Source organism: Candidatus Methylomirabilota bacterium (genome assembly GCA_035315345.1).
Lineage (GTDB): Bacteria > Methylomirabilota > Methylomirabilia > Rokubacteriales > CSP1-6 > CAMLFJ01.
The window spans coordinates 74801-94969 of record DATFYA010000008.1 but is presented as its reverse complement, the minus strand read 5'-3'; the positions used below and the strand labels follow the sequence as shown (position 1 = coordinate 94969).

The window sequence follows — 20169 nt, the reverse complement described above, 5'->3', positions numbered from 1 at the left end:
GCCCCCGAGCGCCGGACGATCACCTGCGTAGAGTGCAGGCAGTATGTGAAACCGGCGAAACCGTGTCAATGCCGTTCGACTCGAGCTTGACCGTCCCGGGCCACGGGTCTACCGTCTAGCAGGATGCGGAAAAATCGGGTGAAAGAGACATATTCGTTGGGCTCAAGGTGTTGCCGAGGAGGTCCCCCGGCGGCGTTTGCGGCGGCATCGAGCCGTGTGGACCCCGCGGGGCCGCGCCGGCACTCATCCGGTGGCCTCGGCCAGGTTGCGGATCCGTACCAGGTTATAGACGGCCAGCCCGAAGACGAACATCCAGTTCACGCGGCGTCGGCCGCGATGGCGCGTCTTGCGCAGCAGCCCGACCGTCTTGAGCCACCCGAAGATCTCCTCCACGCGCTTGCGTTTCCATTGGCTCAGCTCGTAGCCGGCGTGGCGCGTGGTGCGCTGATCGATCGCACTCGACCGCGTCGACGTGTTCTGGGCAACGTGCGGCGTCACCGCGAGCAGCCGGAGGGCCTCGACGAAGTCCCGCGTGTCATAGCCTTTGTCGGCGCCGACCGTCACCCGGTGGGTGGTCGCCACGTGGCCGAGCATCTCCAAGGCCGCGGCGCGCTCACTGTAGCCACTCGCCCGGGTCACGCAGCCGTCGACCGCCAAGCCGTGCCGATTTTCCATCAGGACGTGCCCCTGGTAGGCGAGCTTGGCCTCGTGGCCCCGCGCCTTCTTGGTCAGCCGGGCGTCCGGATCCGTCGTCGAGACGTGGGTGACGTTGCTGCGCCGCTCGCCGTGGAAGTCCACCGTCGGATTGCCGGGGTCGTCGGGCGGCGGCCCGCCCGCCGCGTCCTTCCGCTTGAAGCTCTTGAGACTCGCCCAGGCCTCGATCAGGGTGCCGTCGACGGTGAAGTGCTCGTCGGACAGCAGCCCGCGCTGCCGGGCCTGCGCCAGGACGCGCGCAAAGAAGGCCTGGGCGATGTCCCCGGCCAAGAGGCGCTCCCGATTCTTCGTGAACACCGTGGCGTCCCAGATGGGATCATCCAGGTTCAGCCCGACGAACCAGCGGAAGAGCAGGTTGTAGTCCAGCTGCTCCATCAGCAGCCGCTCGCTGCGCGTGCTGTAGAGCACCTGCAGCAGCAGGGCCCGCAACAGTTTCTCGGGCGGGATCGACGGCCGGCCCACCGGGGCGTAGAGCGTGGCGAATTCCGGGGACAAGTCGGCCAAGATCGCATCCACCATCCTTCGAATCGGGCGCAGTGGATGGTCGGCCGGCACTCGCTGCTCTGGCGAAATGTAGCTCCACATCGCGGCCTGTTGGTGATCGTCGCCCCGCATGCGCGCCTCCTCGACGTGAGTTACGCGCATCGTAGCCGACTCCTCAATCGACTCGACCATCAAAAGTCGAGTTTTTCCGCATCCTGCTAGGCATCCTTCACGGTGTTCTCGAGCACGCCCAGCCCCGTGATCTCCAGCTTGACCGTGTCGCCCGGCTGCAGCGTGATCTGCGGCTTGCGCGAGAATCCCACGCCGGCGGGGGTCCCGGTGGCGATGAGGTCACCCGGCGACAGCGTCATGAAGTTGGTCAGGTACTGGATGATGTAGCCCACGTCGAAGATGAAGTTCCGGGTGGAGCCGTTCTGCATCAACGTGCCGTTGACCCAGGTCTTCAGGTCGAGCACGTGCGGATCCGGAATCTCGGCCCGGTCCGCGATGTAGGGACCGACCGGGGCGAGCGTATCCCCCGCCTTGCCCGCGCCCCACTGGCTCGTGTGGAACTGGAAGTCACGCGCGCTCGCGTCGTTGATGATCGTGTAGCCGTACACGTAGTCGAGCGCCTGCTCGCGCTTGACGAAGCGTGCGGTCCGGCCGATCACCACCCCGAGCTCCACCTCCCAGTCGAGGGTCTTCTCGCCCCGGGGGCGCAGGATGGGCTCGCCCGGGTCCTGGATCGCGTTCGCCCACTTGGGGAAGACCGGCGGCTCCTTGGGCGCGGGATTGTTGGTCTCGGCCGCGTGGTCCTTGTAGTTCAGCCCGATGCAGATGAACTTGCCGGGATCCGCGATGGGCGCGTGCAGCCGAACCGACGCGGCGGGGAAGGCCACGGGCTGGAACTTGCCGCCGCGGGCCGTGTCCATCATCGAGGACAGCATGTCCTGACTCGCGCTGCCGCCTTCGAGGAAGCCGCGGGTGCTGTCGGCGGGGAAGAGCGCCGACGCGATGGTGGCCGCCCGCACGACGCCCTTCGAGGCCAGGAACGCAGTGGCGCTCGCCTCGAGATCCGCGATACGGTCCTGTCCGAGGTAGCAGCCGAGGCGGGGGGCATGACCATTCTGAGAGAAGCGGACGATCTTCATGGGCGGTCTCCTTGCACTGAGGGGCGGTCCGAGCTACGCGTCGTTGGCCGGCACGCAGAGAGTCTACGACCGGCGCCACGCGATGTCGAGGGGGCTCAAGCCGTTGATTCCCAAGATAATTCAGTGGTTTTGCCCGCGGGTGCGCTGCGCGAGCCCGAGGAGCCGGGGCGGGCCGGAGCGGTCGCGCGATGTAGGTCCAGATATTCAGTTCGGGTATCTTAGAGGCGTGCATGTTGACGACCGCGTCGTCGTGAACGTCGCCGGGAACACACGCCGGCACAAGAGGAGACACATCATGCGGGTTGCCACGAAGGGGTTGTGCGCGCTGCTCGTCGCGGTGATGGCGCTGACGGGCCCGCTGCTGTCGCGGGTCGCGATGGTGCAGGCCGCCGAGCCCTCGACCGCTCCGGTCGACGCGGACGTCGCCGACTCCGACCGCGTCGGGGCCGGCTTCCTGAACGTCGTGTACGTGCCGGGCAAGGCGATCGTCTGCGGCCTCGGCAGCATCGCGAGCGCCGGCGTCATGCTGCTCACCTTCGGCTCCGGCTATCGCGCCGCGGTCGCCACGTTCAAGGAAGGCTGCGGCGGAACCTGGGTCCTCACTCCGGAGCACGTGGCCGGCAAGGTCCCTCCGGTCGAAGAACTCGAGTAGGTCGCCCGTCCGGCGTCACGCGCGCGAGTCGGAGCGTGGCGCCGATGCGTGAGATCCAGCGATAACGCTCCGGCGGGCAGCCGTCCCCGCTCTCTTCCTCCTGCTGCTCGCCGGCTTCGCCGCCGGCATCTGGGGGAGCTACCGGGCCGCATTTCCGGGCCGCGGGCTCTACCGGGTGACCGGGGTCTTCGAGGCGCGGGGGCCCGATGCACTCATGCTGGTGAAGCACGATGCGGTGCCCGGCTTCATGGACGAGATGCAGTCGATGGCTCTGTACGCGGAGACGCCCGGGCTCCTCGACGCCGCCGACCTGCGGCGCGGCGACCGGGTGCGGATCACCGTGCGGCAGGAGCGTGATCGGCTGGTGGCCGTCGAGATCCAGAAAATAAGGTAGAGAGACATGAAGCAGGGTCAGCGTCGTCCGCGCAGCATGAGCCTCCGCGAGGCGGCCTCGGTGGTCTTCGCGCTGTCGGCGCTCTTGCCGATCCTCCTCTTCGTCTACCTCTTCTCGCGGCACGACCTCCTCCGCAACACCGAGGCCCAGGTCGGTCTCCTCGCCGCGGTCGCGATGTCCATCCTCGGCTTCGTCGTCTTCCGCCGGATGATGGCCCAGATCTCGCTGCTCGCTCAGGGCTTCATGGCTCCCGCCGAGGCCAAGGCGGAGACGCTCCGCCAGGTCGAGCGGACCGGCGCGGTGCCGGGGCTCGGCGAGGTCACCGAGATCGGGCAGGTGCGCGACGCGTTCTACCACATGCTGGAAGATCTGAAGACCTCCACCCAGCGCCTCGAGGACCTGGTCTTCAAGCTCGGCACGCTCAACGAGATGGTGGAGCTGGCCGCCCGCATCCCGCGCATCCAGGACCTGCTGGGGCTGGTACTGCAGTCGACGATGCGCGCGGTGCGCGCCACCGTGGGCTCGATCATGATCCTCGATCGCGACCGGACCGTGCTGAAGCTGGCCGCCTCCCGCGGAATTCCCGACGACGTGGTCCCGGCGGTGGAGGTCAAGGTCGGCGAGGGCATCGCGGGCAAGGTGGTGGAGATGGGCGAGCCGGTGCTGGTGGACGACATCGCCACCGATCCCCGCTTCAACAAGGCCAACGATCCGCAGTACGGCAACGGCTCGTTCATCTGCATGCCGATCCGGGTCGGCGACCGCGTGCTCGGGGTGATCAACATGGCCAAGAAGCGCGAGCACGCGATGTCGGACGCGCTGCGGCCGCCCCCGTTCAGCTCCACCGACCTGCACTTCCTGAACGCGCTGATGACCTACATCGGCTACGCGGTCGACAACTCGCGCCTGCTCGAGGAGGCGCAGACGTCGGCCCAGCGGCTGCAGACCGTGGTGGACGACCTCAAGTCCACCCAGACCCAGCTGGTGCGCGGCGAGACGTTGCGCGCGATGGGCCAGCTCTCCTCCGGGATGGCGCACCATCTCAACAACCTGTTCGCGGTGATCCTCGGGCGGGTCGAGCTGCTGCTGGGCAAGGTCGAGGAGGCGAGCGTGCGGCGCTCGCTCGAGATCATCCAGCGCACCGCCCAGGACGGCGCCGAGGTGGTGCGCCGGGTGCAGCGGTTCAGCCGGGTGCAGCCGGTGTCCGACGCGGTCGCGATCGACCTCAACCAGCTGGTGCAGGAGGTGGTGGAGCTCACCCGCCCGCGCTGGCAGGACGAGGCGCAGCTGCGCGGCAGCCGGATCGAGGTGGTGGTGGATCCGGGCGTCATCGGCGCCGCGGTGGGCGAGCCCGCTCCGCTGCGCGAGGTCCTGATGAACCTGTTGCTGAACGCGGCCGATTCGATCAGCCAGACCGGGCGCATCACCCTCAAGACCTGGACCCACGACGAGCGCGTGTACTGCTCGGTTTCCGATACCGGGGCGGGCATGCCCGAGGAGATCCGGCGCCGCGCGCTGGAGCCGTTCTTCACCACCAAGGGGCCGAAGGCCACCGGCCTCGGGCTCAGCGTGGCCTACGGCACCGTGCAGCGCTACGGCGGCACGCTGACCGTGGAGAGCGCGGAGGGCCAGGGCACTACGGTCGAGGTCAGCCTGCCCAGCGCGTCCGCGGCGGCTCAGGTGGCCAGAAAGTCGGCGGCGCCCGCCGTGAAGGCGGCGGTGCCGCTGCGCATCCTGGTCATCGACGACGAGCTGCAGGTGCGCAGCACGCTCGCCGAGATGCTGGAGGAGCAGGGGCACTCGGTGACCCAGGCGCCCGGCGGCCGCGAGGGCCTGTCCTACCTCGAGTCGAACCCCGAGCTGGTAGACGTGGTGATCAGCGATCTCGGGATGCCCGAGATGACTGGTTGGGACGTCGCGCGCAGCATCCAGTCGCGCTGGCCGCGGCTGCCGGTGGGGCTCATCACCGGGTGGGGCGAGACCGACGTCACCCGCGAGGAGCGCGGCCGGGTGAACTTCGTGATCACCAAGCCCTTCGACAAGGCGGTGCTGAGCCAGACGATGGCGGACATCCGTCCGCGCGCCTGAGCTCGGGCCCGCCTCCTACCCCTTCCCCGCCTTCTCCGGCCGAGGCAGCGTGCGCAGGTAGCGCACCGTCTCGCGGACCTGCTCATCCGTGAGGTGATAGCCGAAGGCGGGCATCCCCGGCTTGCCGAGGGTGGCGCCGCCGTTCTTGATCAGCATGATCACGTAGTCGTCGGAGAGGGAGTCCACCAGACGCGGGTCGGCGAGATCGCCGGGCCGCATCAAGAAGAGCCACGCCCGCCACGACCCGTGGCCGTTGGCGCCGTGGCACGTCGCGCAGTAGGTCAGGTAGAGGCGCTGACCGCCGGTGGCGGTCTTGGGCACCGGGTGCGGGACGAAGAGCATCACGAGGATGCTGCCGACCAGCATGAGGAGCGCCGGCCCGAACACGACGAGCATCCACTTCGCTCTCATCGAGCCATCAGAGTAGGCCGAAGGTCCCGACGAGGCAAGGAAATGGGCGGCGCGACCGTGCGATAGTAGACGGCAGGCGTCTCGTCGTGATGCGCCATGCCGACGCGGGGGACGCGGATCCGCGCTGTTGGCCGGACGACCGCGATCGGCCGCTGACCGACGCGGGCCGGCGTGAGCACGCGCGGGTGGCCGAGGCCCGACCGCATCTTGACCAGCCCGCTCGCGCGCGCTCGCGAGACCGCCGCGATCACCGCCCGCACCTTCGGCGATCGCCCGGCCCCCGAGCCGACGGATCTGCTCGGCGACCGCGCGCATCCGGCGTCGATCCTCGTCGGGCTCTCGCGGGTGACCGCGGACACGCTCCTGTGCGTCGGGCACGAGCCGACGCTGTCCGGGCTGATCGCGGTGCGGACCAGCCGTGACGGCAACGCGCGGGTCGCGATGGCCAAGAGTGGCGTGGCCCTCCGCGAGTGCGCCGATCGCGCCGGCCGCGGGCCAGGGCGTGCTGCGGATGCATCTGCGGCCGGCCGAGATCGTCCGCCTCGTCGACGAGGCGGCGGGCCCGCCCGCCCCGGTCGCGCCGTCGCCGGACGCGTTCATGGGGGCGCTGCACCGCGTATCAGCGCAGCGCCGCGGTCAAGGGCGCGCTCGACCTGGACCTGTTCACCGCCATCGGCCGGAGCGACGAGACGGCGGCGACGCTGGCCACGTGGTATGGCGCCTCGCCGCGGGGCACCCGGATCCTCTGCGACTACCTGACGGTGGCCGGCTTCCTCACCAAGCGCGGCGATCGCTACGCGCTGACCGCCGACTCTGCGCGCTTCCTCGATCGCGGATCGCCGGCGGGCGTGGCGGCCGCCGCGGACTTCGTGCCCGACGAGGGACGCGGGACGCCGCCTCACGCCGCCATGTTCAGCCTGGTGATGCTATGCTCCACGCCGGCCGGGGACGCCTACACCTTCGCCGAGCTGGACGGGATGTTGCCCCGGGCCGGCTTCGGCGGAAGCGAGCTGCGGGTGCCGGGACGGGGCGGCCCCCAGGTCATCATCTCTCAGCGTTGAGGAGGCTCTGGCATGACGCACCGGATCGCGGTCATTCCCGGCGACGGGATCGGCAAGGAAGTGCTTCCGGAAGGCATGCGGGTGCTCGAGGCGGCCGGCCGCCGCTTCGGGGTGGACTTCGTGTGGACGCAGTTCGACTGGAGCTGCGAATCCTACACGCGCACCGGGCGCATGATGCCCGAGGACGGCCTCGCGCAGCTCCGGCCCTTCGACGCCATCTACCTGGGCGCGGTGGGCTTTCCCGGCGTGCCCGACCACGTGTCGCTCTGGGGCCTGCTGATCCCGATCCGGCGCGAGTTCCATCAGTACGTGAACCTGCGCCCGGTGCGGCTCCTGCGCGGGGTGCGCTCGCCGCTCGCCGGGCGGGGCCCGTCCGACATCGACATGATGATCGTGCGCGAGAACAACGAGGGCGAGTACTCGGAGATCGGCGGCCGCCTCTACCGTGACACCCCGCACGAGCTGGCGGTGCAGCAGGCGGTGTTCACGCGCCGAGGCTGCGACCGCGTTCTGCGCTACGCGTTCGAGCTGGCCCGGAAGCGCCCGCGCCGACAGGTCACCTCGGCCACGAAGTCCAACGGCATCATCCACAGCATGCCGTACTGGGACGAGCGCTTCGCGGCCATGGCCCGGAGCTACCCCGACGTGAAGACGAGCCAGTACCACATCGACATCCTGACCGCCCACTTCGTCCAGCACCCGGACTGGTTCGACGTGGTCGTGGCCTCGAACCTCTTCGGCGACATCCTGTCCGACCTGGGGCCGGCCATCGCCGGGTCGATCGGGATCGCCCCGGGCGGCAACATCAATCCCGAGAAGGAATATCCCTCCATGTTCGAGCCGGTGCACGGCTCGGCCCCCGACATCGCCGGCAAGGGCATCGCCAACCCGATCGCCCAGATCTGGACCGGCGCCATGATGCTCGAGCATCTCGGCCATCCCGAGGCGGCCGCCGCGGTGGTGGCCGCGATCGAGCGGCTGGTGGAAGGCGGTAAGGGACTCACCCGGGACCTCGGAGGCACCGCCACCACCGCGGACGTGGGGCGGGCGATCGCCCAGCTGATCTGAAGGATCGTCGGTTCGAGGGGCTCCGAGCAGTCCCTGCTTGACAACCTCCCTGTGAGAGTGGTACCCCCCTCGTAATCCCACGTATGCGGTGGGGACGAGGGGCCCCCCCTGGGCCCCGTCACGATCCGGGCTTCCGTTTCCGATCCTGGGCTGCTGTAGTCGGCGGGCGCACCGCCCGCTTGGAGGTTACTTCCGACAGTACGACGCTACTCACCGTTCCCGACCGTCGGCCTCTCTATCAGGAGGTAGAGCGCATGACTCCATCCGCTCACGATCGTGCTCGATTCTCGGTGACTCGTCGCCAGTTCGTCCGCACCACCGGCCTGGGGTTGGCCGGCGGGTCGCTGGCCACCATGCTGGCTGCCCGGCAGGCTCCGGCCCAGATCAAGGGCAGCAACCTGCGCATCCTCACCTGGAGCCATTTCATCCCCGCCTACGACACCTGGTTCGACAAGTTCGCGGCCGATTGGGGGGAGAAGAACGGGGTGAAGGTGCGCGTCGACCACATCCCCCACCTCGAGATCCCGGCCCGGATGGCCGCGGAGTTCGCCGCGGGGGCGGGCCACGATCTCATCTTCAACGGCGCCACCATTCTCACGCGGATCTACTTCAAGAACCTCGTGGACCTCACCGACATCTACGAACAGCTCGGCAAGAAGCACGGCGGATGGATCCCGGCCGCAAAGTCGCCGATCGAGGTCGAGGGCCGGATCTATGCCATCCCCCTGTACTACATCCTCCTGCCCATGCTGTGGCGGAAGGACCTCTTCGACCAGGCCGGGCTCAAGCCGCCCGACACCTGGGAGGCAGCGCGGGTTGCCGCGCGGACGCTCAAGGCCAAGGGACACCCGACCGGTATCCAGCTCTCCCACTGCAACGACGCCAACCTCAACTGGCGGTCGCTCCTGTTCAGCTTCGGCGGGAGCGAGACCGACGCGTCCGGCGAGAATCCCACCATCGACTCCAAGGAGATGCGCGAGGCCCTGAAGTTCGCCAAGGCCCTCTTCGACGAAGGCATGACCCCGGAGGTGTTCTCCTGGGACGACGCCTCCGACAACCGCTACCTGGCCTCCGGCATCGCGTGCTGGATCCACGACGCGATCTCGGCCTACCGGACCACCGAGAGCACGAACCCTTCCGTGTTCAAGAACGCTTACGTCGGAATGGAGCCGGCCGGCCCGGGAGGCAAGCGGGTGAGCGTGGCCGCCCCGAACGTGTTCATGGCGTGGAAGTTCTCCAAGAACCAGGCCGCGGCCAAGGAGTTCCTTGTCCACCTCATGGACAACGACAAGCAGGGCATGATCGAGAGCACCGGCTACAACATGCCGTTCCTGAACGACACCGCTCAGAAGCCGATGCCGGTGCTCGGCACTGACCCGAAACTGCAAGTGCTCCAGGATTTCCCGAAGATCGTGGCCTTCTTCGGCCATCCCGGCCCGTATACGACCCAGATCCAGGAGGTGGCCAACCTCTATGTGCTTCCGGACATCTTCACGCGGGTGGCCCGGGGCCAGAGCGTCGAGGACACCATCAAGTGGGGCCTGGGCGAGTATCAGCGGATCTTCGCCAAGCACAAGCGCGCATGACACCGAGCGCTCAGGCCGGCGACCCGGGCGCGAAGAGCGCCCGGGTCGCTGTTTCTCTGGAGGCCGTTCCCCGGGCGGGTGGATGGTTCCGGACCCAGAGCGCCCGCCGGCTCGGCTTCGGATATGCCCTGCTCGCCCCGGCCGCCCTGTACGTGTCCCTGCTGGTGGCGGTGCCGTTCCTGTTTTCGCTCTACCTGGCGGTCAGCGACGCGAACGTGGGAGAGCAGGTCGCCGGCTTCGTCGGCCTCGAGAACTTCAAGGCCGCACTGGAGATGGACACGTTCTGGATCGCGCTGCGGAACAGCGTGGTCTTTTTCGTGGTGGCCGCGATTCTCAAGAGCATCCTCGGCACGAGCCTGGCGTTCCTCCTGCTCCAGAACTTCCGCGGCAAGAAGCTCGTCCGCGCGCTCGTGGTGATTCCCTTCACCCTGCCGGTCGCCATCAGCGTGCTCGGCTGGAAGTGGATGTACGACTCCCAGTTCAGCGTGTTCAACTGGGTGCTCAGCCGGGTGGGGCTCATCGGACAATACGGGACCGACGCCTGGCCGGTGTGGCTCGGTGACCCGCGGCTCGCCCTGCTCGCCTGCATCCTCGTGAACGTCTGGCGCACCTTCCCGTTCTCGGCCATCGTCCTGCTCGCTGGGTTCACCTCGGTGCCGAACGAGGTACTGGACGCGGCCAAGGTGGACGGCTGCACGTTCTTCCAGAGTTTCCGCAACGTGGTGGTGCCGATGATCTTTCCCATCCTCATGGTCGGCTTCCTCTTCGACACTGTCTTCACCCTGTCCGACCTCTCGGTCGTCTACATCCTGACCCAGGGTGGCCCGGGCAACGCGACCCAGATCCTGCCCGTGCTCGCCTACCAGGTCGGGATCCAGGCCGGAAACCTCGGACGCGGCGCCGCCGTCGCCCTGTTCCTGGTCCCGCTCCTCGCTCCCGCCATGTTCATCTTTCTGCGGAATCTGAAGCGCCGTGAGTACTAGCATCCTGGCCCGACCCCGGACGGCGCGGCAGAAGGAGTGGCGCCGGCACGTGTTGATCTACCTCGGCGTCATCCCGTTCGTGGTGATCGCGGTGTTTCCCATCTACTGGATGGCCATCACCGCCTTCAAGCAGGACCCGGACCTGTACCGGATGGACAACATCCCGTTCTGGTTCAACCTGGCCCCGACCATGGAGCACTTCAAGACCCTCTTCTACCAGACCAACTACGGGGCCTGGATCATCAACACGATGACGATCTCGGCGTGGGTCGCGGTCATCACGCTGCTGACCGCGGTGCCGGCCGGCTACGCGCTGGCCCGGCTGCGGCTGCCCGGCGCGGAGAATACCGGGATCGGGATCTTCATGAGCTACCTGGTGCCGCCCATCATCCTGTTCATCCCGCTCTCGCGGGTGGTGGCCTCGCTCGGGCTGCAGGACTCGTGGTGGGCACTGGTGGTGGTGTACCCGACCTTCACGATCCCGTTCTGCACCTGGCTCATGATGGGCTTCTTCAAGACGGTCCCGATGGAGATGGAGGAGGCGGCCCGGGTAGACGGCTGCGGCTTCCTGGGCGCCTTCCTGCGGGTCGTTTTGCCGGTGAGCGTGCCGGGCGTGCTCACCGCGGTGATCTTCGCCTTCACGCTATCGATGCAGGACTTCCTCTACGGCCTCGCCTTCGTGGCCCCCGGAGACCAGAAGCCGGTGCCGGTGGGCGTGCCCACGGAATTGATCCGGGGCGACGTGTACTACTGGGGCTCGCTGATGGGGGCCGCCCTGCTGGTCGGGCTGCCGGTGGCGATCCTCTACAACTTCTTCCTGGATCGCTTCATCCAGGGGATCACCGGCGGGGTGGGCAAGTAGGGCGCGGCGGCCGACCGGCCGCCGCGCGCCGAACGATGCGGGTGCGCCCTACTCGGGCTCGGCCTTGCGCACCGGATTGGGCTCGCCGGGGTATCCCAGGTGGAGGATCAGATACTTCACCGGCTTGTCCGTCCGGTTCAGATGGTTGTGCCACCACCCGCCCCGGTCCATGAACGACTGGCCGGCCGCGTGGTACTGCGAGCCCTTGATGCCGACGGGGCCGTCATCGTAGTCCGTGGTGAGGGTGCCCTCGAGCACGTAGACGTAGGTGGGGACGCGGAACTGCTCACGTCCGGTTTGCCCGCCCGGCTCGAGCTCCACGGTGGCACCGGTGACGACCACCGGCACGTTGACGGTGTCCTTGAAGGCGCCCAGCGACGTGACCAGGCTGCTGGCCTTGATGCCCTTCGGAGCCTTGTCGCTCTGGGCCACGGCCGTGTCGGCCCCGAAACCCGCCAGGAGGACGACCAGGGTGAGCAGGACACAGGATCGCGAGATCATCAGTTCACCTCCCGCTGTGGAGGACGTGGACGTTTGATCAGGAAATGCGCTGCAGATTGCCACAACCGCGGCCGCCGTCGACCGACGACCACGACGGGCGGACACTAGCACCCGGCGCGCGGATATGTCAAGGCTGACGTGGCGAGCCGGGCTCGGCGTCGGTGTTGTGGCCGCCCTGTGCGGGCTGCTCGTGTCGTCACTCCCCGCCGAGCCGGCCATCGAGGTCGACCCCGCGTATCGCGCCGAGGTGGTGGTCGCCGGCGTGCCGCGCCCGATCCAGGTCGCCCTCGACGCCTCCGGTCGCCTGGTGATCCTGAGCCACGGCTGGCGAGGTGACGCGGCCGCGGAAATCTACCGGCTCGACCCGGGCGCGCTGCCGCTGGACCTCTCGCGCGCGCCGCGGATGGTGGTGCCCTTCGCGAGCGAGCCGCGACAGGTCGCCTTCGGAAGCCTCGCGGTGGATCCGCGCTCGGGCGACCTCTTCATGGGAGAGGAAAACGGCAATCGCGTCTACCGGCTGAGCCCCCGCGGGCGCCTGAGCCTGTTCGGGATCGGCCTCAACCACCTGCTGGGCGGATCCACGCTCGCGTTCGACCGGGGCGGGCGGCTGGTGGTGCTCGACTACGCGAGCCCCGAGGTGCAGCAGCGCTCCGAGACGCCCCCACCGCCGAGCCTGGACGGTCTCGCCGACGGCGCGTACCACGGGCCGGTGGTGCTGCGCGTCGACCCGCACGAGGAGAGCCCGCTGCCCCGACGCTTCGATTTGATCCCGCCGGTCCTGCCGGGCAGCGCGGGGGCGCCCCGCGGCGCCGAGCCCCTCTACCGCTTCATCTCGGTGGCCGCGATGCCGGCCGGCGACCTCCTGTTCCTCGATTCGGTAGGCCAGCTGCTTCGGCTCACGCCCGACCACACGCTCCGGCTGCTAGCCCGGCTGCCCTCCGGCCACTACCAACGCACGCACATGACGGTGGGACCAGACGGCAGCGTCTTCGTCAGCAGCGGGTTCCACATCCGGCAGGTCTTCCGCGTGTCGCCGGAAGGGGGGGTGAGCGTCGTCGCGCGCCACCTGGGAGACCCGGAGGGCATCGCGGTGAGCGAGGCCGGCGATGTCTTCGTGGCCGAGAACGCGCTCCACCGCGTCATCCGCATCCGGCCCTCCCTCAGGCCCCCTCCACCATCGCCGCGGTGAGGCCCCGGACGTAGCCGCGCGCGAAGCAGGCCGAGATCACCACGATCGGGATGGCCATCAGGTTGATCCCGGCCACCGCCAGCAGCTCGTCGAGCGCCACCTCCATGGTGCCGAGCCCGGCCGGGATGGTCTGATTGATGTCGCTCAGGAGGAAGACCGAGGCGATGGTGAAGTCGCTCGCGATCGTGCCGAGCGTGAAGATGCCGGCGGCCACCAGCACCGGCCGGCTGAGAGGCAGGATGATCCGGAAGAAGGCGGTGGCCCGGCTCGCCCCTTCGATCAGGGCCGCGTCCTCGATCTCGCGGGGCAGGTGCTGGAAGTAGACCGACAGCATCCAGACGCAGAAGGGCAGCGCGGTGGTGGGGTAGACGAGCACCAGGACCAGGAGATTGTCGTCGAGGCCCAGGGCGTTGACGACGTGGTAGAGCGGCACGAACAGGATGGTCTGGGGGATCACGTAGGTCGCGAAGATCACCCGCCGCCACCACCGGAAGCCCGGGGGCCGGAGACGGCCGAGAGCGTACGCCGCGGCCACCGCGATCAGGAGCGTGATGACGATGGTGCCGGTGAAGACCACGATCGTGTTCTCGAGCCACACGAAGAACGGATAGTTGCGGCGCAGGACGGTCCCGACGAAGCTGCGCGGCTTGCCGCTCGGCACGAACAGCTCCTCGAAGTTCTCGAAGGTGGGGTGGAGGACGATCAGCGGGTTGCCGAAGATGTCCTCCTCGGCCGACTTCAGGGACTGCACGAGGACGAAGTAGATCGGGAAGAGGCAGTACACCACCACCAGCAGCACGAGGCCGCCCCGGCCGAGCCGACGCCACCCGCGGGACGCTCTCACGCGGCCTCCCGGTCCGGCGGCTCGAAGAGCCGGAAGAGCACCACCAGCGCCGCGAGGAGGAACGGCACGAGCAGCAGGGACAGGGCGGACGCGGGCCCGAGCTGCCCCGCGCCGATCGCGAGCCAGTACGCCTGGGTGCCGATGACCGGGAAGATGATCCGCCCCGCGGTCAGCATCCAGACATTGGCCAGGTCGGCGAATCCGGTCGTAAGCGACAGGAAGACGCCGAGCGCCAGGAAGGGCCGGAGCAGGGGCACCGTCACTGCCCAGAAGCGCTGCCACGCGCTCTTCGACTCGAGCGTCGCGTACTCGAACAGCTCGGGCGGGACCGCGTTGATGCCGGCCAGCAGCAGCACGCCGATGAACGAGCTGCCCCGCCAGATGTTGAAGAGCGTCACGCTGAGGAAGGCCCAGGCGCCGGTCCCGAGCGCGTTGTCGACCGCGTACTTCAACGTTCCCATGAACACGCTGTAGGCGGTCGTGATCGGCGGGCTGAGCGTCCAGTACCAGCCGATCACGCTGACGCTGGCCGGGTAGGCCCAGGGCAGGAAGACGGCGAGGAACACCAGCGCCCGTCCCCGAAACGGGCGGGCGAGCAGCAGGGCGAACCCGAGGCCCAGCACGAGCTTGGCGACGGTCGTCACCGCCGCGTGGGCCACCGTGACCGCCGCCGCGACCCAGAACTGTCGATCCGCGAGATGGTGGCGGTAGTTGTCGAGTCCGACGAACGTGGCCGTCCCATCCTGCTGCGGCGACAGGCTGGTGAAGCTCGCCCAGATCTCCCAGGCCAGCGGGTAGGCGAGGACGCCGCCGATCAGCAGGACGGTCGGGGCGAGCAGGAGGTAGGCCAGCCCGATCTCGCGCCGCCGCCGCACGGCCGCGCGGCGCCGAGAGCGCATCCCGACGGCGGCGCTATCCCTTGACGGCGCCAGCGGTCAGGCCGGAGACGTAGTAGTCGAGAAACAGGACGTAGATGATCACGATCGGGATGCTGGCGAGCAGCGCCCCGGCCATCAGCGAGCCCCAGAAATAGATGTCGCCGCGAATGAGGTCCGAGGTGACGCCCACCACCGCGGTCTTGTGCGCGGACTGGGAGATGAAGGTCAGGGCGTAGGTGAACTCGTTCCAGCAGAGCGTGAAGCTGAAGAGCACCGCGCAGATGATCCCGGGCACCGCCATCGGCAGCACCACCCGCCAGAGCGTCTGCATGCGGGTCGCCCCGTCCACCAGGGCGCACTCCTCCACTTCCCGCGGAATGGTGCGGAAATACCCCATGAGCAGCCAGGTGCAGAAGGGGACCAGGAACGTGGGATAGGTGACCATGAGGGCCAGGGTCGAGTCGGCGAGCCCGAGCCAGACCACCACCTGCGAGAGCGGCAGGAAGAGCAGGGTGGGCGGCACCAGGTAGGTGACGAACACCGCGGTGCCGAAGGAGCCGGCGCCGCGGAAGCGCAGACGGGCCAGGCTGTAGCCGGCCAGGATCGAGATGACCACCGAGGCGGAGGTGGCCACCACCGCCACCAGCAGGCTGTTCTTCATCCAGGTCACGAAGTCGGTCTTCTGGAAGAGCAGCGCGTAATGGTCGAGGATGGCGCCGGTCTGGATCCAGAAGGGGATCGACTGCAGGTTGTAGAGCTCGGCGTTGGACTTGAACGAGGTCACCACCATGAAATAGAAGGGGAACAGCACGAAGAACACGTACGGCAGCAGGTTCGCGTACGCGAAGAGGTTCGAGCGGAGGCGGGCCCGGTGGCTCCTGGCGATCACCATCTCTACTCCCTCCGGATGTAGCGCAGCTGGAAGAAGACCACCAGCGCCAGGAGCGGGAAGATGAAGAGCGAGATCGCCGCGCCCTGGCCGAGGTTGCCCCCCTGCAGTCCAACCTGGTACGCGAGGGTGGCGAAGAGGTGGGTGGTGTTGATCGGGCCGCCGCGGGTCAGCACCTGGACGATGTTGAAATCACCGAAGGTGAAGATCGTGGAGAAGAGGATCACCACCGCGAGGACCGGCTTCAGCAGGGGCAGGGTGACGTGCCAGAAGCGGCCCCACGAGCCGGCGCCGTCCACCTCGGCGGCCTCGAGATACTCGCGCGGGACGGCCATCAGCCCGGCCAGCACGGTGATCGCGAAGAAGGGCAGGCCGCGCCAGACGTTGACGACGATGACCGCGGCCATCGCGTAGGTCGACTGTCCGAGCCAGTTCGGTCCGGGCGGGCTCATCAGGTGCAGCCGGATCGCGGTCCAGTTCACCACGCTGTAGAGCGAGTCGAACATCCAGAGCCAGGCCAGCGTCGACAGCGCGGTCGGGATCACGAAGGGCAGCAGCACGATGCCGCGGATCACCCGCTTCATCGGTAGGCTCCGGGCCAGCAGCATGGCGAGCCAGACCCCGAGGACGATCTTCAAGGTGAGCGCGATGCCGGTGAAGACGAACGAGTTCTGGACGGTCTGGCGGAAGGTCTCGTTGGACAGGATCTCCCGGTAGTTCGCCAGCCCGACGAAGGCGCCGGGGGAGCCGACCCAGTAGTCGGACAGGCTGAAGTAGATCGCCATCCCGAACGGGAAGGCGACGAGGGCGAGCAGCAGCACGACCGCGGGCACGATGAGGCCGTAGCCGAAGACGTGCTCCTGCTCCCACCACTCGCGGAGACGCGAGAGGCGACCGGGGCCCGAGGCCCCGATGACCTCGAGAACGCGCGGCCCGACCGCCACGGCTAGCCGACCTTCAGCTGCCCCTTCACCGCGAGCGCGACTTGCTCCTGGGCCCAGTCCATCGCGCGCTTGGCCGGCATGCCGTTGACCGCCTTGGCCACCATGTCGGCCATGATGTAGTTGTCGTCGATGCGCTGCACCGCCTCGTTGGGCTTGGCCGGCCAGCCCCGCGGATGACCGTACTCCGCTTCCTTGGGCAGCATCGCGAACTTCGGATTCCGCGCCCAGATCGGATGATCGGCGAGGTTCTTCAGCGGCGGGTGGTTGAACGCGTTGGACGCCACGATCCAGGCGTCGAAGTTCGGCTTCTGGAAGAGATAGGCGATGAACTCCTTGGCCAGCTCCTGGTTCTTGGAAAACTTCCAGATGCCGAGGCTCAGGTTCGGGGGCGCCGAGTGCGTGCCCGCCGGCCCGGCCGGGCTGTTGTGATGGTTGATGTCGTCCGCGATGGGCTGCTTGTTGGCCAGGGCTGCGTTGTACGGGCTGACCGGGTTGTGGATCCAGGCGCCCTTGCCGGAGAGGAGGAAGCGATTGTTGCCGGCGTCGTCCCACGAGAGGACCTCCGGCTCCATCGCCTCCTTGTAGAGCTCCTTGTACCACTCGATGACCTGCGCGGTCTTCTCCGAGCTGATCGCGGGGGTCTTGCCGTCGGCCTCCAGCACCTTGGCCCCGAAGGACCACGACACCGACCAGTAGGTCGAGTGCGCGTCCGAGCAGTGGCTGATGGGGATGCCGACCGGGTTACCCTGCTTCTTCAGCACCTTGCCCATCTTCAGGAGGTCGTCCCACGTCTTGGGGGGACCGTCGAACCCGGCCTTCTTGAAGTGGGCCATGTTGTAGGTGCCCGGGAACGAGACCCAGAACCACGGGATCGCCTTCCAGCCGGACTTGGTCTGGCAGCTCTCGGCCGCGAACGGATACCAGCCGCCGCCCGCCTTGCCGAGCTTGTTGACCAGGTCGTCCATGTTGACGAGGAGGTTCTCGTACAGGAACGGATCGGCGCTTGCAGTCCGGTACATGTCGTGGCCCGACTGCGACTGGGCCTCGGCCGCGATCTTGGCCGGCATCTGCAGATGCGCCATGGTGTCCACGCGGACCGTGCAGTTGTTGGCCTTGCCGAAGGCCTCCGCCTGCTTGCGGAGCTCGTCGTCGGCGGCGGGTACGAAGTGGTTCCAGCTGAGGAACGTCAGCTCACGCTTCTGGGCGTACGCGGGCGCCTTGCCCAGAGCGAGCCAGGAGGCCACCCCGGCCGTGGCGCCGGCAGCGGTACGGAGGAATCGACGTCGCGGAATGCTGCGGGGAGCGATCTGGTCCATGAGAGGGCCTCCATATCGGTCGGGAGGTCTCGGGGCCATTTCGAGAACCCTAGCGCGCTGGTCTCACCCCCTTCGTGCGGGAGATACGCCTCCCGCGATGGAACGCCGGCCGGACGCGTCGTTCGCGCGACCGGCCGGTCTCGCCGATGTTACTTGAGCACCGCTTCGGTCTTGGTATCGAAGAAGTGGATGCGCTCCGGCACGAACGCGAGCCGGATCTTGTCGTGTGGCTTGGCCTTCACGGTCGGCTCCACGCGGCACACCACCGACTGGCCGGCCACCGCAACGTCCAGCAGGATCTCGGAGCCGAGGGGCTCCACCACTTCCACCACCGCGTCGAACGACAGGTCCGACGAGTCGGCGCCGGAACCGACCCGCAGGTCTTCGGGCCGGATGCCCAGCGTGATCGACTGCCCCTTGTACGCCTTGAGCGGCGCCGCCTTGTCGGCGGGCACCTTGATCCGCAGTCCGCTCGCCTCGGCGTAGATCGCCCCGTTGGCCTCCGCGATGGTGACCGGGATGAAGTTCATGGCGGGGGAGCCGATGAAGCCGGCCACGAACTTGTTGGCGGGCCGGCTGTAGATCTCGAGCGGCTCGCCCACCTGCTGGACCCAGCCGTCCCGCATGACCACCACGCGGCTGCCGAGGGTCATCGCCTCGACCTGGTCGTGGGTCACGTAGATGGCGGTGGTCTCCAGACGCTCGTGCAGGCGCTTCAGCTCCACGCGCATCTGCACGCGCAGCTTGGCGTCCAGGTTGGACAGCGGCTCGTCGAACAGGAACACCTGCGGATGCCGCACGATCGCCCGGCCCACCGCGACGCGCTGCCGCTGTCCGCCCGAGAGCTGGCGCGGCTTGCGCTTGAGCAGCTCGTGGATGCCCAGGATCTCGGCGGCGTCCTGCACCCGCTTGGCGATCTCCGCCTTCGGGAATTTGCGCATCTTGAGTCCGAACGCCATGTTGTCGTACACGCTCATGTGCGGATAGAGCGCATAGTTCTGGAACACCATCGCGATGTCCCGGTCCTTCGGGGGCAGGTCGTTGACGACCCGGTCGCCGATCGAGATCTCCCCGGCGGTGATCTCCTCGAGACCCGCGACCATGCGGAGGGTCGTGGTCTTGCCGCAGCCCGACGGGCCGACGAAGACCATGAACTCCTTGTCGCGGATCGTGAGGTTCACGTCCTTGACGGCGTGCACCTCGTCGTACTTCTTGTTGAGGTCCTTGAGAACTACCTGTGCCATTGGTTTCTCTCCCTCAAATAGGTTCCCCGGGGTCGGGTGCCCCGGGCGCTTGGCGTCACCCCTTCACGGAGCCGGTGAGGCCGGTGACGTAGTACTCCACGAAGAACGAATAGACGATGGCGACCGGGATCGAGCCCAGCAGCGCCCCCGCCATGAGCTGCCCCCAGAAATAGATGTCGCCGCGGATCAGCTCCGAGACGACCCCCACCGGAACCGTCTTCTTCTCCGGCGACGACAGGAAGACCAGCGCGTAGATGAACTCGTTCCACGAAAGGGTGAACGCGAAGATGCCGGCCGAGAGGATGCCGGGCACCGCGATCGGGAAGATGATGCGAATCATCGCCCCGAAGCGGGTGGCCCCGTCGATGCGGGCGCACTCCTCGAGCTCCTTGGGAATGGTCTTGAAGTAGCCCATCAGGAGCCAGGTGCAGAACGGGATCAGGAAGGTCGGGTAGGTCAGGATCAGGGCCCACGGGGTGTCGCCCAGCTGGAAGGTGCGGATGATGTTGGCGAGCGGGATGAACAGCAGGGTGGGCGGCACCAGGTACGTGACGAAGATACTGGTGCCGAGCGTGCCCGCCATCGGGAACTTCAGGCGTCCCAGCGCGTAGCCGGCGAGGAGGCCGCAGAAGAGCGAGATGAACGTGGAGATGCACGCGATGAAGAACGTGTTCCAGAGCCACTTCGGAAACGTGGTCTTGGCCATCAGGTCGCGGAAGTGCTCGAGGGTCGGGGCCAGCGTCCAGAAGGGGGTGTTGTTCGCGGACCGCCACGACCGATACAGCTCCGCGTCCGGCCGGATCGACGTGATCAGCATCCAGTAGAACGGGAAGAGAGTCCCGATCACGAACAGCGTCAGAGGAATGTAAAAGTACACCCACTTCTTCCAGCGCCGCTCGATCACCAAGGGT

General features: G+C 67.9%; 20 protein-coding genes. 9 read left to right on the top strand and 11 right to left on the bottom strand.

Annotated elements, in window-relative coordinates; translation table 11 throughout:
• Positions 1-243: 243 nt before the first annotated feature.
• Together VKN16_01240 and VKN16_01235 are read right to left on the bottom strand one after the other, a co-directional pair.
• Positions 244-1329 (bottom strand): IS5 family transposase, encoded by a 1086-nt coding sequence (locus tag VKN16_01240; GenBank protein ID HME92824.1) that lies wholly within the window; start codon positions 1327-1329, stop codon positions 244-246.
• Between the two features lie 86 nt (positions 1330-1415).
• Positions 1416-2348, bottom strand: coding sequence for a fumarylacetoacetate hydrolase family protein (locus VKN16_01235; protein ID HME92823.1), 933 nt, complete (start codon positions 2346-2348; stop codon positions 1416-1418).
• A 295-nt stretch (positions 2349-2643) separates the two neighbouring features.
• Between VKN16_01235 and VKN16_01230 the strand changes: the two genes are divergently transcribed.
• The 3 genes from VKN16_01230 (at position 2644) to VKN16_01220 (ending at position 5482) form a co-directional block, all read left to right on the top strand.
• On the top strand, positions 2644-3000 hold the full coding sequence (locus tag VKN16_01230) for a hypothetical protein (protein HME92822.1): 357 nt from the start codon (positions 2644-2646) through the stop codon (positions 2998-3000).
• Positions 3001-3175: 175 nt separating this feature from the next.
• Positions 3176-3394: a hypothetical protein gene (locus tag VKN16_01225; GenBank protein ID HME92821.1), complete on the top strand. Its 219-nt coding sequence runs from the start codon at positions 3176-3178 to the stop codon at positions 3392-3394.
• Between the two features lie 6 nt (positions 3395-3400).
• Positions 3401-5482: an ATP-binding protein gene (locus VKN16_01220; GenBank protein ID HME92820.1), complete on the top strand. Its 2082-nt coding sequence runs from the start codon at positions 3401-3403 to the stop codon at positions 5480-5482.
• Between the two features lie 15 nt (positions 5483-5497).
• Here the strand turns inward: VKN16_01220 and VKN16_01215 are convergent, their stop codons facing one another.
• Positions 5498-5893, bottom strand: coding sequence for a cytochrome c (locus VKN16_01215; GenBank protein HME92819.1), 396 nt, complete (start codon positions 5891-5893; stop codon positions 5498-5500).
• Positions 5894-6363: 470 nt separating this feature from the next.
• Here VKN16_01215 and VKN16_01210 point away from each other — a divergent pair, with 470 nt between their 5' ends.
• The 5 genes from VKN16_01210 to VKN16_01190 all read left to right on the top strand — a co-directional run bounded on the left by VKN16_01210 (position 6364) and on the right by VKN16_01190 (position 11453).
• Positions 6364-6954, top strand: coding sequence for a hypothetical protein (locus VKN16_01210; GenBank protein HME92818.1), 591 nt, complete (start codon positions 6364-6366; stop codon positions 6952-6954).
• Between the two features lie 12 nt (positions 6955-6966).
• On the top strand, positions 6967-8022 hold the full coding sequence (locus VKN16_01205) for a tartrate dehydrogenase (GenBank protein ID HME92817.1): 1056 nt from the start codon (positions 6967-6969) through the stop codon (positions 8020-8022).
• A gap of 254 nt (positions 8023-8276) precedes the next feature.
• Positions 8277-9608 (top strand): extracellular solute-binding protein, encoded by a 1332-nt coding sequence (locus tag VKN16_01200; GenBank protein ID HME92816.1) that lies wholly within the window; start codon positions 8277-8279, stop codon positions 9606-9608.
• On the top strand, positions 9605-10591 hold the full coding sequence (locus tag VKN16_01195) for a sugar ABC transporter permease (protein ID HME92815.1): 987 nt from the start codon (positions 9605-9607) through the stop codon (positions 10589-10591). Before VKN16_01200 ends, VKN16_01195 begins: the two co-directional genes overlap by 4 nt.
• Positions 10581-11453: a carbohydrate ABC transporter permease gene (locus tag VKN16_01190; GenBank protein ID HME92814.1), complete on the top strand. Its 873-nt coding sequence runs from the start codon at positions 10581-10583 to the stop codon at positions 11451-11453. The genes VKN16_01195 and VKN16_01190 overlap by 11 nt, the downstream gene beginning before the upstream one ends.
• Positions 11454-11501: 48 nt before the next feature.
• Here VKN16_01190 and VKN16_01185 read toward each other — a convergent pair whose 3' ends face one another.
• Positions 11502-11954 carry a cupin domain-containing protein gene (locus VKN16_01185; GenBank protein HME92813.1) on the bottom strand — a complete coding sequence of 151 codons (453 nt, stop codon included), beginning with the start codon at positions 11952-11954 and terminating at the stop codon, positions 11502-11504.
• A 124-nt stretch (positions 11955-12078) separates the two neighbouring features.
• On the opposite strand from VKN16_01185, the gene VKN16_01180 reads away from it, so the two are divergent.
• Positions 12079-13143, top strand: coding sequence for a hypothetical protein (locus VKN16_01180; protein ID HME92812.1), 1065 nt, complete (start codon positions 12079-12081; stop codon positions 13141-13143).
• On the opposite strand, the gene VKN16_01175 is transcribed toward VKN16_01180, so the two are convergent.
• From VKN16_01175 to VKN16_01145, 7 genes are all read right to left on the bottom strand, one after another.
• A complete protein-coding gene (locus tag VKN16_01175; protein ID HME92811.1) occupies positions 13115-13987 on the bottom strand; it encodes a carbohydrate ABC transporter permease in 873 nt (290 codons plus the stop codon). The two genes, VKN16_01180 and VKN16_01175, sit on opposite strands and share 29 nt — an antisense overlap.
• Positions 13984-14886, bottom strand: a complete 903-nt coding sequence (locus VKN16_01170; protein HME92810.1) for a sugar ABC transporter permease — start codon at positions 14884-14886, stop codon at positions 13984-13986. The genes VKN16_01175 and VKN16_01170 overlap by 4 nt, the downstream gene beginning before the upstream one ends.
• 13 nt (positions 14887-14899) lie before the next feature.
• On the bottom strand, positions 14900-15757 hold the full coding sequence (locus VKN16_01165) for a carbohydrate ABC transporter permease (GenBank protein HME92809.1): 858 nt from the start codon (positions 15755-15757) through the stop codon (positions 14900-14902).
• A 2-nt stretch (positions 15758-15759) separates the two neighbouring features.
• Complete coding sequence (locus VKN16_01160) at positions 15760-16698, bottom strand: sugar ABC transporter permease (protein ID HME92808.1); 939 nt, start codon at positions 16696-16698, stop codon at positions 15760-15762.
• Positions 16699-16700: 2 nt separating this feature from the next.
• Positions 16701-18014 (bottom strand): extracellular solute-binding protein, encoded by a 1314-nt coding sequence (locus tag VKN16_01155; protein HME92807.1) that lies wholly within the window; start codon positions 18012-18014, stop codon positions 16701-16703.
• Between the two features lie 149 nt (positions 18015-18163).
• Positions 18164-19258: a sn-glycerol-3-phosphate ABC transporter ATP-binding protein UgpC gene (gene ugpC, locus VKN16_01150; GenBank protein HME92806.1), complete on the bottom strand. Its 1095-nt coding sequence runs from the start codon at positions 19256-19258 to the stop codon at positions 18164-18166.
• A 55-nt stretch (positions 19259-19313) separates the two neighbouring features.
• Positions 19314-20165, bottom strand: coding sequence for a carbohydrate ABC transporter permease (locus tag VKN16_01145; GenBank protein ID HME92805.1), 852 nt, complete (start codon positions 20163-20165; stop codon positions 19314-19316).
• Positions 20166-20169 lie beyond the last annotated feature (4 nt).

Coding starts and splice junctions, on each gene's coding strand:
- VKN16_01180 (HME92812.1), top strand. CDS start 12,079: ATGTCAAGGCTGACGTGGCGAGCCGGGCTCGGCGTCGGTGTTGTGGCC.
- VKN16_01220 (HME92820.1), top strand. CDS start 3,401: ATGAAGCAGGGTCAGCGTCGTCCGCGCAGCATGAGCCTCCGCGAGGCG.
- VKN16_01200 (HME92816.1), top strand. CDS start 8,277: ATGACTCCATCCGCTCACGATCGTGCTCGATTCTCGGTGACTCGTCGC.
- VKN16_01240 (HME92824.1), bottom strand. CDS start 1,329: ATGCGGGGCGACGATCACCAACAGGCCGCGATGTGGAGCTACATTTCG.
- VKN16_01185 (HME92813.1), bottom strand. CDS start 11,954: ATGATCTCGCGATCCTGTGTCCTGCTCACCCTGGTCGTCCTCCTGGCG.
- VKN16_01235 (HME92823.1), bottom strand. CDS start 2,348: ATGAAGATCGTCCGCTTCTCTCAGAATGGTCATGCCCCCCGCCTCGGC.
- VKN16_01170 (HME92810.1), bottom strand. CDS start 14,886: ATGCGCTCTCGGCGCCGCGCGGCCGTGCGGCGGCGGCGCGAGATCGGG.
- VKN16_01230 (HME92822.1), top strand. CDS start 2,644: ATGCGGGTTGCCACGAAGGGGTTGTGCGCGCTGCTCGTCGCGGTGATG.
- ugpC (HME92806.1), bottom strand. CDS start 19,258: ATGGCACAGGTAGTTCTCAAGGACCTCAACAAGAAGTACGACGAGGTG.
- VKN16_01155 (HME92807.1), bottom strand. CDS start 18,014: ATGGACCAGATCGCTCCCCGCAGCATTCCGCGACGTCGATTCCTCCGT.
- VKN16_01165 (HME92809.1), bottom strand. CDS start 15,757: ATGGTGATCGCCAGGAGCCACCGGGCCCGCCTCCGCTCGAACCTCTTC.
- VKN16_01195 (HME92815.1), top strand. CDS start 9,605: ATGACACCGAGCGCTCAGGCCGGCGACCCGGGCGCGAAGAGCGCCCGG.
- VKN16_01205 (HME92817.1), top strand. CDS start 6,967: ATGACGCACCGGATCGCGGTCATTCCCGGCGACGGGATCGGCAAGGAA.
- VKN16_01215 (HME92819.1), bottom strand. CDS start 5,893: ATGAGAGCGAAGTGGATGCTCGTCGTGTTCGGGCCGGCGCTCCTCATG.